Genomic DNA, 10,827 nt, shown 5'->3' on the forward strand with positions numbered 1-10,827 from the left:
CTGTGCCGGTCTCATCCCTCGTTGGCCACCGAGCTGAATACCGCCTGCATCGTCTGGATATAGCGCTGAACGGACTCGTGCGCCACCGGAGTGTCCGGAAAGATCACGCTCAGTGAGGTTTCCGAGGGCATGCGGTTGATCCACAGCAGGACTTCTTCGGAGGCGGCGCGATTGGCGTAGATGCCCCCGTTCACCAGATCGAAGAATTCGTGTCCGGCGAAGTCGCGGGCGTCCACGTAGGAGATCATCGGGGTGGCCCAGCCCGGACGGACATTCAGGTCGGTGTCAGCGGGGAGCAGTTCCAGGACGCGATGAAATGAGGTGGGCGCCAGCCGGATTCCGTTCTCGTAAGCGCTCTGGGCGATGGGTGCCGCGCGGTCGAAGGAGGTGGCCGCGATCGGGAATGCGACCGGCACGAGGGTGACATACCAACCCACAGAGGCCCGTTCGGCGGCAGACGTACGGGTGCTGATCGGCGTCATGCCGAAGTAGTAGTCGCCGCCGGTGAGTTCGGCCTCGGCCAGCGCCGCGACGGCGAAGATGCCGCCGACGAATTCGGCCCCGTGCGCGCGACAGACCCGCTCGAACCGGCGAGCATCGGCCTCGGCGAGCAGGGTGATCGTGCGGTGCGCGCTGCGGTTGTAACCATCCGAGCGTTTCCCGAGATCCAAAGGGAACGACGGCAATTCGCCGTCATTGCCGCGAATCAGCTCCAGCCATTTCCGGACACCGGCCGAGGTGAGCGTCAGCTGGGCAGTGTGTTCCCGTTCCGCCGTGCAGTATTCGAGATAGCTGGCGGCGGGTTCGAGTATCTCACCGAAGCTCCAGGCCTCCCGTGCGTACAGGTAAGCCAGGTCCGAGCAGGACAGGTACTGCCCGAGCCCGTCGGTGTGCAGGTGATCCACCGCGAGGTAGACCGTGGTCGACTCGCCGTGCACGATCGCCCCGAAGGAGAAGCAATCCCATTGGAACGGCCCGGGAGTCGTCTTCTGCACGTGCTCCCGAATCGCCTCCGCGTCATCGAACTCACCGCAGTCGATCGGCGCGAAGTCCACCACCTCCGCGTCGACCAGGTGCCGCTGGATCGTGCCGCTCGGATCGATGGCGAACCACGTCCGAAAGGTGTCGTGGCGCAGCAGGAATGCGTTGATGCTGCGGGTCATCGCGGCTTGATCGAGGTCGCCCATGGGAATCTCGACGGTCACCAGGCACAGACCCGAATAGCGAAAGTCGGCTGCCGCGTGCCGATCTGCCAGCCGCAGATACTCCTCCTGCTGGTGCGACGGCGGCGCGGGATGCGCCGGCGCCGCGGCGGCGCGCGCCACCGATTCCGGTGTGGCGGTCCAGGTCACCAGCCGACCGGGCGCCGGGTTCCACTCGTCGATCAGTCCTAGGTCGATCACAGCGCGGCCACCGGCTCGGAAATCGGCTGCGGGCGACCGGGTTCGGCGGCGAGCACGAGTTCGGCCACCTTCGGCCCGGCCTGTTCCAGGCTGAACGAGCGACCCATCTGCATCGACATCAGGTCGATGCCGAGGGTCTTGGTGACCCGCGCGCCGAGTTCCACGGCCATCAGGGAGTCCAGGCCGAGTTCCGGTACCGGAACCGTCATGTCGATCGAATCCACCGGCACCCCCATCACCACGGCCAGTTCCGCGGCCATCTTGCGGGCGATGAACGGCCCCCGCTTGGTGTCGTCCAGTTCGACCAGTTCGGCACGCAGCCGGGCCAATTCGGAGGTGTCCTTGGCCGACGCCTTGGCCAGCTCGATCGTCCGGCCGGTGCGGGCCAGCTGCGGGAAGGTGCCGGTGAGCTTGGCCCAGTCGGTGGGGATGATCGCCGCCCTGGTGTCCGCCAACCGCAGGGTCTGCTCCAGATACGCGGTGGCGTCGGACATGTCGATCGGCCCGAAGCCGACCAGGTCGAGGTATTTGGTGGCCGTCGCGTCGGCGGCCATCCCGCCGGTCGCTCCGGAGAGGTGCCCCCACCCGACGCAGAGCGCACGCTCACCCGCCCTGGTCCATTCCTCGGCCAGCGCCTCGACCGCGACATTCGCCGCGCAGTAGTTGTATTGCCCGAAGATTCCGTACATCGAGCCGCCCGAGGAGTACAGCACGAACATGTCCAGCCGGATGCCCACCTGGCTGACCGCGCGATGCAGCGCCCGCGCACCGTGCACCTTCGGCCGGTACACCTGGGCCAGCTGTTCGTGCTCCATGAGATCGATCCGGTTGTCCGACACCGACCCTGCCGCATGGAACACCCCGCGCAGCGGGTGCTCAGCCGTGTGCGCTCGCGTAACCACAGCGGACACCGCATCGGCATCGGTCACATCGACCAGTTCTTCGATCACGTCGACCCCGACGGTGCGCCACGCTTCCAGCTGCCGCCGGGCCGCCTCGGTGGTCGCACCGCTGCGACCGAGCAGCACCAGCCTGCGCGCGCCACGCAGCACCAGCCAGCGGCCGGTGGCCATGCCGAAGCCACCGAATCCGCCGGTGACGAGATAGGTTGCGTCACCACGGATCTCGATGTCCGGCAGATAGGGCCGAACCGGTGGCTCCGGCGCGTCGATGCGCAGCGCGATCCGGGTGAGCCCGGCCGAACGGATGACCTCCTCGAAAGCGCTTCCTACGTCCTCGGTTTCGAACATCCGGTAGGGCAGCGGCCGATACACGCCGGCCAGCACGTTCTCGTAGACCCGTTGCAGCAGACCGGCCAGCCGCTCCGGCCGGATCGCGACCAAGCGGTCCAGATCCATGGAGTAATAGGCCACGTTCTTGTCGAAGTTGGCCAGCTCCAGCAGCCCACCGGTGTAGATGTCGGCCTTGCCGACCTCCACGATGCGCCCGAATTCGGCGACGGCATTGAAGTTCTGGCGCAGGATCTCACCGGGCGCACTGCTGAGCACGACCTCGACGCCGAGCCCGTCGGTCAGCGCGAGCACCTCGTCTACGAAGTCGAGCGAACGCGAGTTGATCGCGTAGTCCGCGCCGAGCTCCAGAATGTGCTGTCGCCGTTCGTCGGTGCCGGCGGTGCCGATGATCCGCGCGCCACGCGCCTTGGCGACCTGGATGGCCGCTGTGCCGACACCGCCTGCCGCGCCGTGGATCAGCACCGTCTCGCCGGGCTCCAACCGCGCCAGCTCCAGCAGTCCGTACTCGGCCGTGGCGAAAGCGATTGCGCTGGTGCAGTATCCAGGGTCGGTGTCGGCGGGCAGCGGAATCACCAGTTGCCGATCGATGAGGGCGTAGCGCCGCATCATGCCCTTGGCCGCAACCGCCACCAGGTCGCCGGCGGCGATGCCCTCGATGCCGGCGCCGACCCGCACCACCGTGCCGACGCCCTCCATACCCGGCACGGTGCCGAAATAGGTTGGGGCCAGCTCGCGTTCGCCGAGCAGGCCGATGACCTTGAGCGGGTCCTTGTAGTTGAGCCCGATCACCTGCATGCGGACCTCGACTTGGCCGGGGCCCGGCTCCTCGCGCGGGCACTCGCGCCAAGCCAGCGCCGACAGCAAGCGGGTGCGGGGGAGTTCGAGCTCGAAGTTGGCCTCCGGGTCGGTGAGTGGCTCAGGAGTGTCATGTACCGCCAAGCGGTCGGAGAGCGGCTTGGTGACTACAGGCGCCCAGCGTTGACCGTCGCGCAACAAGACCTCGTCGGCGTTGTCGTACGAGAATGCTCCGGGCACAGCCAGTTCCGTGATCAGCTCGGCGATGCCGGTGTCGGGTGCCACGTCGATCAGCCGCCAGCGCAGCGCTGTCTGCTCGTTCAACAGCACTCGTCGTGCCCCGGCCAACGCGGATTGCCGGGAGCCGGGCGCGATCGTGCTGTCCGGCAACGCGAACGCACGCTCAGTGACCAGGGTGGCGTGCACCGAACCGTCACCGAAGACCGTCTGCGGCGTCTGCTCGTCCGTCCGCGGGTTGGCGAATCCGTGTATCGCGACGGCGATCCGCTTCAAGGTCCACAGGTCCGCCAGATCGTCGGTGCCGGCACCGGCCACCACACAGACGTGGAGTCGTGCGGTCTCCGCCGTCCTGGCCTGCCGCAGGACCTCGACCAATTCGGTTTCGAGTTCCGCACCGGCCGATTCGACCAGGTACCGCCGGGCATTCGGGATCGTGTCGGCCAATTGCTCAGCCCTGCCGCTTTTCCCGAGGGCGACGACGACCATGGTCGCCGAGTCTGCGTCGGGCAGCGCGGCCGGATCGATGGGCTCGCACTGCTGGATGGTCTCGCGATAGTAGAACTCGGCCATCCGATGCAGCGGATCGTCGCCGGGCTTCAGCGCGCCGATCTGCAAACCGGTCAACCGCAGCACCAGGTTGTGTTCGGCGTCCAGCACATCGACATCGGCCCGCAACCGCGCCTTCGGATCGCGCCGGGCGACCACCGTCGCCTGCTCGGGAATCGCCGCGAGCAATCGAACCGCGGCCACCCCGACCGGCACCATGACGCCCTCGTTGATCCGCTCGTCGGCGAAAAGCATGGCCGCGGTCTGCATTGCCGCGTCCACCACCGCCGGATGCGCGAGATGGCCGGAGTCCGCGGCGATCGCGCCGTCGACCGCCGCCACCGCGACGTCCCGGCCGACCCGCACCGAGGTGACCCGCCGGAATGCCGGGCCGTACTGCAAGCCGGCCGCGGTCAGTCCCGCGTAGAACATCTCCGGATCGATATCGACCCCGACGTCGATCGTGGGAACCGTTGCCGTCGTGGGCGAATGACTGCCGGTCAGGGTGCGGCCGTGGGCGTGCACGGTCCACGCCGTGCCGGTCGCGTTGCGCGATCTGATCAGGAAGCGGCCGCTGGACTCTTCGATGCTCAAGGCCATCAACGGCACATCCGGCGCGGCCATGACCAGCGGTGCGACGAAGCGAACCTGCTCCAGCGCAACCCGTTTGACCCCGAGCCGGGTCGCCGTAGCGCTGAGCGCGGCATCCAGGTACGCGGCGCCCGGCATGATCCGCACCCCGTTGACCACGTGATCGGCCAGCCAGGGCAGCAATTCGGAGCCGACCTGCAACAGCCAGTCCGAGCGTCCCTCGACATCCGGATCGCCGAGCATGGCATAGCTGTCCGGTGTGCCGAGCCGGGCCTGCTCGAACAGCGGCAGCGTCGAATGCAATCGCGTCCGCTGCCACGGATAGCGGGGGAGCGGCACGTGCGCGGTGACAGGACCGTCGTCCGGGAACAACTGATCCGGCTCGAGCACCCCGGCGCTGTAGAGACCGATGAGCGTGCGCCGGACGCTCGCGGAATCGGGTTCCTTGCGATCGAGGGTCGGCACCGTGGTGCCGTGCACATCGGCGTCCACCAGGGCCTCGCGAATATTGCCGGACAGCACCGGATGCGGGCCGACCTCCAGGAAGACCCGGCTGCCCGCACCGATCGCCTTCGTCACGGCATCGTGGAAGCGCACCGGCTGACGGACGTTCGCACACCAGTACTCGGCATCCCAGTCGGCCGCGGTGCCGAGTTCGCCGGTGACGGTCGAATACAGCGGCACCCTCGGCGGCCGCGGAGACAGATCGGCCAGTTCGGTGCGCAACGCGTCCAGGATCGGATCCATCAACCGGCTGTGATACGGCACCTCCACCCGCAGCCTGCGCGCGAAAGCGGCCTCCTCGGTGAGCTTTTCGGCGATCTCGTCCAACCGGTCCGGGTCACCCGACAGGGTGAGCGAGGTCGCGCTGTTGATCGCCGCGATATCCACCCGCGGGTCGTCCGCGATGAGGTCGCGAGCCCGTTCGAGCGGGAGCCCGACGGCGAGCATGCCGCCCGATCCGGCGGTGGTGGCCTGCAACCTGGCCCGGTGGTACGCGACCCGGACCGCCTCGCGCAGCGTCAGCATCCCGCTGACATACGCCGCCGCCACCTCACCGACGCTGTGCCCGATGATCGCGGCAGGCGAAATCCCGTACTGGGCAAGCTCACTCACCAACGCGACCTGGACGAGGAAGTTGGCCGGCTGGGCCACCTCGGTACTCGTCACCCGCGACTCGGCCTCGGGTTGCAGCAGCGCGTCGATGATCGACCACTCCGAGAGCTTGGTGAACTCGGCATCGATCTGCGCCGCGGTCTCCGCGAATACGCCACCGGCGCACAGCAACTCCCGCGCCATGCCCCACCACTGCGGTCCCATGCCGGAGAACACGAAGACCGGCTCGGCGTTGCGCGACGCGACGGTGCGCACTGCGTCCCGACCCTCGCCCGCCGCGAACTGCCGTAATTCGTGCAGCATGTCGTCGGCCTCAGCGACCAGCACGCCGGTGCGGAACGGGTGGTGCGCGAGCCGGGTCCACGCGGCCTCGGCCAGCCGCTGCGGGTCGGCGCCCGTCCCGATCAGCTCGGCGAAACGACCGGCGATGGCCCGGGCGGCGCCGGTACTGCGGGCGGAGATAGGCAGGATCCCGAGGTGGCGCGCGGGCCCGGCGGCTGACGCCGGCGGCCCGAGATATTCCTGGAGGATCGCGTGACCGTTGGTGCCGCCGTAACCGAAACCGTTGACCGCGATCGTCATCGGGTCCGCGCCCGGCGGCAGCGGCTCGGCGTCCACCTGGATGTGCAGGCCGAGTTCGTCGAGCGGGATGTCCGGGTTGGGCTGGTCGAGCCAGCCCTGCGGCGGAATCACCCGATGCCGAATTGCCAACGCCGCCTTGATGATGCTCGCGATTCCGGCGGCAGCCTCGGTGTGGCCGAGGGTCGCTTTGACCGAACCGACACCGAGGGAACTCTGCCGCCCGGCCGGAGCGCCGAAAGCTCGCCCGAGAGCGCGTAATTCGACCGGATCGCCGACCAAGGTGCCGGTGCCGTGCGCCTCTACATAGGTGATCGCGTCCGGTGTCAGCCCGGCGCGGGCGCACACCGTGCGGGCCAGCGACTCCTGCGACTCCGCGTTCGGCACGGTGATCGCCGTGGTGCGCCCGTCCTGATTGGCCCCGGTCGCCTTGACCACCGCGTAGATCCGATCGCCGTCGCGCACCGCGTCGTCGAGCCGCTTCAGCACCACCATGCCCGCGCCCTCGCCGCGGCCGTAACCGTCGGCGGCTGCGTCGAAGGACTTGCACCGGCCGTCGGCGGCGAGAAAGCTGCCCTTGCACATGAGCACGAAGGTTTCCGGTTGCAGCATGACGTTCACGCCGCCGGCCAGCGCGATATGGCAGTCGTCGTTCTCCAGCGCCTGGCAGGCGAGATGGAAGGCGACCAACGACGAGGAGCAGGCCGTGTCGACAGTAAGCGCAGGACCGGTCAGGTTGAGCGCGTACGCGATTCGGTTGGACAGCATGGTGTACGACGCACTCGCCGGCGTGTGCATGTCGGTGTGGAACAACGCCGGTCCGACGACGCCGATCACCGACTGATCCACCACGAACCCGCCGACATACACGCCGACCGGCGCGCCGGTGGCCCGCCCGGCGACACCCGCGTCGTCGAGCGCCTCCCAGGTCACCTCGAGCAAGAGGCGCTGCTGCGGATCGAGCACGGTCGCCTCGCGCGCCGAGATGCCGAAGAAGTCCGGATCGAACTCCCACGGATCGGTGGTCATGAACGCGCCGTGCTTGGTGTAGCTGCGGCCGGGGGTGCGCGGTTCCGGGTCGTAGTACCGGCGATAATCCCAGCGGTCCGGCGGAATCTCGACGACACCGTCGCGCTTGTCGAGGACGAAATCCCAGAACGTATCCGGCGAGTCGATGCCGCCCGCATATCGACACCCGATACCGACAATAGCGATATCCGACACGTAGGCCCTCCAATACGGTCGTTCTGCGCCGCCGCACGAATCGGCTGGGCGTAAAACAAAGTCCGACACAATAGGTAAACCGGGCTCGATCATATCGACGCGGATAACCGGCACCCGGAAATTTGGAGATCGCTGCACTGCGACCGGTGATCATCTGTGAAATGTCCTGATCCAGTGCCCTTTACGGCGAGCACCAGCGCTGATCCGGTGCATGTCCGGGGGCTATAGGTACAGTTCACTGCTCAGTCGGTGGTCGAGTTGTGCGCTGTCGGAATCTCCGATCGCGATTGTTCGGACCGTGGTATCCCTTGGTACGTTCCAGGCTCATCGCCGGACGCCACCGAGCGTCGAGCAATTCCACGCACGATTCAGGAGGCGGCCGTTGTTCGCGGATTTCACCCAGTGGGCTGATGTGGTCGTCCGGCGGCGATTCGCGGTCATCGGAATTGTTGTCTTCGTCCTGTGCGCGCTCGGCGGGTACGGGCTCGGACTCGGCGGCGAATTGAGTTCGCGCGGTTGGGATGATCCGGGATCGGAATCCGCGCAGGCGGCCCGATTGCGGGACGAGGCATTCGGCCGTGACCCCAGCGGTGACGTGATACTGCTGTTCCACGCGCCGCCCGGCAAGACGATCGATGATCCGGCCTTCGGCGGGCAGGTCGCCGGCTATCTGAACGACCTGCCGCGGCGCTTCCCGGACGAGATCGCGAAGGTCAACGGCACCTACTGGCCGACCGAGACCGGCCTGACGCTGCCGGACCTCTTCGGCTCCCAGGATCGTCAGCACGCGTTCGCATCCATCGCGGTACGAGGCGTCGATGACACCGCGTTGCTCCGCAACTACGGCAAAGTCGCTGACCGCCTTGCCATTCCGGGTGTCGACATGGAGGTCGCCGGCGGCCAGGCGGTCGCGGGCGCGCTCAACGACACCATGGTCCGCGATCAACGGCGGATGGAGCTGATCGCCGTCCCGGTCGTCGCGGTGCTGCTGTTCTTCCTCTTCGGCGGCGTCGTCGCGGCCGCACTTCCGCTCATCGTCGGCGGACTGACCGTGGTCGCCGCGTGGGGTGTGATTCGCGCTCTGACCACCGTGACCGAAGTCAATTCGTTTGTCTCTCCGGTGGTTTCGATGATCGGACTCGGCCTGGCCATCGACTACGGGCTGTTCCTGGTGAGCCGGTTCCGCGACGAACTCGCCGACGGTCACGAGGTTCCGGTGGCGGTGCGCCGGGCGGTGACCACCGCCGGTCGGACGGTGATGTTCTCGGCGACCATCGTGGTCGTTGCGGCGGCGGGCGTCCTGCTGTTCCCGCAAGGCTTCCTGAAGTCGTTCGCCTGCGGCGCAATGGTGACCGTCGCACTGGCCGCGCTGACCTCGATCACGGTGTTGCCCGCGCTGCTCGCGGTGCTCGGGCATAGGGTGGACGCGTTCGGCTTCGACTGGTTCCGCAGGACTCGAACTGCCGACGCCGTGCGGGACAATGTTTGGGGACGCATCGCGGCGGCGGCCATGAAACGACCACTGGCCGTGGTGATCCCGGTGTGCGCGGGCCTGCTGCTACTCATCGCGCCGATACAGCACGTCGCCTTCGGCGGCATCACCGAACGCTTTCTCCCACCGGACAACCCGACTCGATCGGCGCAACAGCACTTCGACGAGATCTTCCCGCTGCGGCGGATAGATCCGGTCCAGCTGGTCATGATCACCTACCGCAGCTCGGACATCGATGCCGTTGTGGCGCAGGCGAATCACGCGCCCGGTCTGGCCGCGCCGTTCCCCGCTCCGATGCAAGGCGCAGAGCCTTTCGTCTATGCCACCGACACCGTGCTGAGTGGCCCGGACCAGGCGAGCGCAACCATCGACTACTTGCGATCGATGGAATTGCCCAGGGGTACCACGCTATTGGTCGGCGGCGACCCTGCGGCGAAGCGCGACAGCATCGACACGCTGCTCGCCCGGCTACCCCTGATGCTCACGCTGGTCTTCCTCGCCACGACCGCCCTGCTGTTCCTGACCTTCGGCTCACTGGTCCTGCCGCTGAAAGCCGCGGTGCTGAACCTGCTCGGGCTCGGCGCCACCATCGGCGTGCTGACCTGGATCTTCGTCGGAGGCCACGGTGCCGGCGTACTGGGGTTCACGCCCCAGCCGATCATGCCGTTGATCCTGATGCTCATCGTCTCGGTGATCTACGGCCTGTCCACCGACTACGAGGTGTTCCTGCTCGCCCGCATCGTCGAGGCCTATCGGGCGGGGGAGTCTACGGCCGAGGCGATCCGCACCGGCGTCGCCCGCACCGGCCGGATAATCACCGCCGCCGCAGCGATTCTCATCGTGGTTATCGGCGCGTTCGCTCTCTCTGATCTGCTGATGATGCAATACATCGCCCTCGGCATGGTCACCGCCCTGATCATTGACGCGACAGTGCTACGCCTGCTGCTGGTCCCCGCGACCATGAAACTGCTCGGCGAAGCGTGCTGGTGGGCCCCGAACTGGCTGCGTCGCCTGCACCGGAAAGTCGCTGCCCCGGAGCCGGCGTCGGCCGGGACGGCTCAGCGAGCGAGGCCGAATCTGAAAGTGGTTGCGTCCGAAGGTATATCGACCACTCCACCCGGGTGAGCTCGGGTACTGTCGAACCTTGACGTGTTATCGCAGCCTCGGCGTCGTGCATGTACTGATGGACGTAGCCTGATCGATGCGCATCAGTTGCTGCTCGACCCGCCGCTGCGTCGACTACCGACCTCCCGCAAGTTGATCGCCCCGCGGGATTGGTGATAAGCGGGCGTAATAGCGAGATAACCCCTCGGCCGCAGTCGTAATATTCTGGTAAACGTCTGAACAATATTGCACGCTCCGAACACTTTTAGCGCGTGGTCCGGAACGGTGCGGCGCGGCGATATCAGGCGCGTTCGGGGGCGGTCGGCGCAGCGATGCGGGACTTTGCCGGATCGATTCTGCATCCATTCGCGACCCGGTGTGCGGCCCCGGCGAACGGAAAGCAACCGGGCGGTTGGTAGTAAGCAGAACCCGCAGCGCCGTGGTGTGATTCGAGGGAGCGCCGAGGGAGTCGAACGCGGCGGCG

At 67.3% G+C, this 10,827-nt stretch carries 3 protein-coding genes; 1 reads left to right on the forward strand and 2 read right to left on the reverse strand.

The features are described 5' to 3' along the window. Positions 1–11: 11 nt before the first annotated feature. Together F3087_RS07685 and F3087_RS07690 are read right to left on the reverse strand one after the other, a co-directional pair. Positions 12–1,403 (reverse strand): condensation domain-containing protein, encoded by a 1,392-nt coding sequence (locus F3087_RS07685; protein WP_150401150.1) that lies wholly within the window; start codon positions 1,401–1,403, stop codon positions 12–14. Continuing rightward, a complete protein-coding gene (locus F3087_RS07690; RefSeq protein ID WP_150401151.1) occupies positions 1,400–7,747 on the reverse strand; it encodes a type I polyketide synthase in 6,348 nt (2,115 codons plus the stop codon). The genes F3087_RS07685 and F3087_RS07690 overlap by 4 nt, the downstream gene beginning before the upstream one ends. Positions 7,748–8,129: 382 nt before the next feature. Here F3087_RS07690 and F3087_RS07695 point away from each other — a divergent pair, with 382 nt between their 5' ends. Beyond that, complete coding sequence (locus F3087_RS07695; RefSeq protein ID WP_150401152.1) at positions 8,130–10,364, forward strand: MMPL family transporter; 2,235 nt, start codon at positions 8,130–8,132, stop codon at positions 10,362–10,364. Positions 10,365–10,827: the final 463 nt, after the last annotated feature.

Source organism: Nocardia colli, from assembly GCF_008704205.1.
Classification (GTDB): domain Bacteria; phylum Actinomycetota; class Actinomycetes; order Mycobacteriales; family Mycobacteriaceae; genus Nocardia; species Nocardia colli.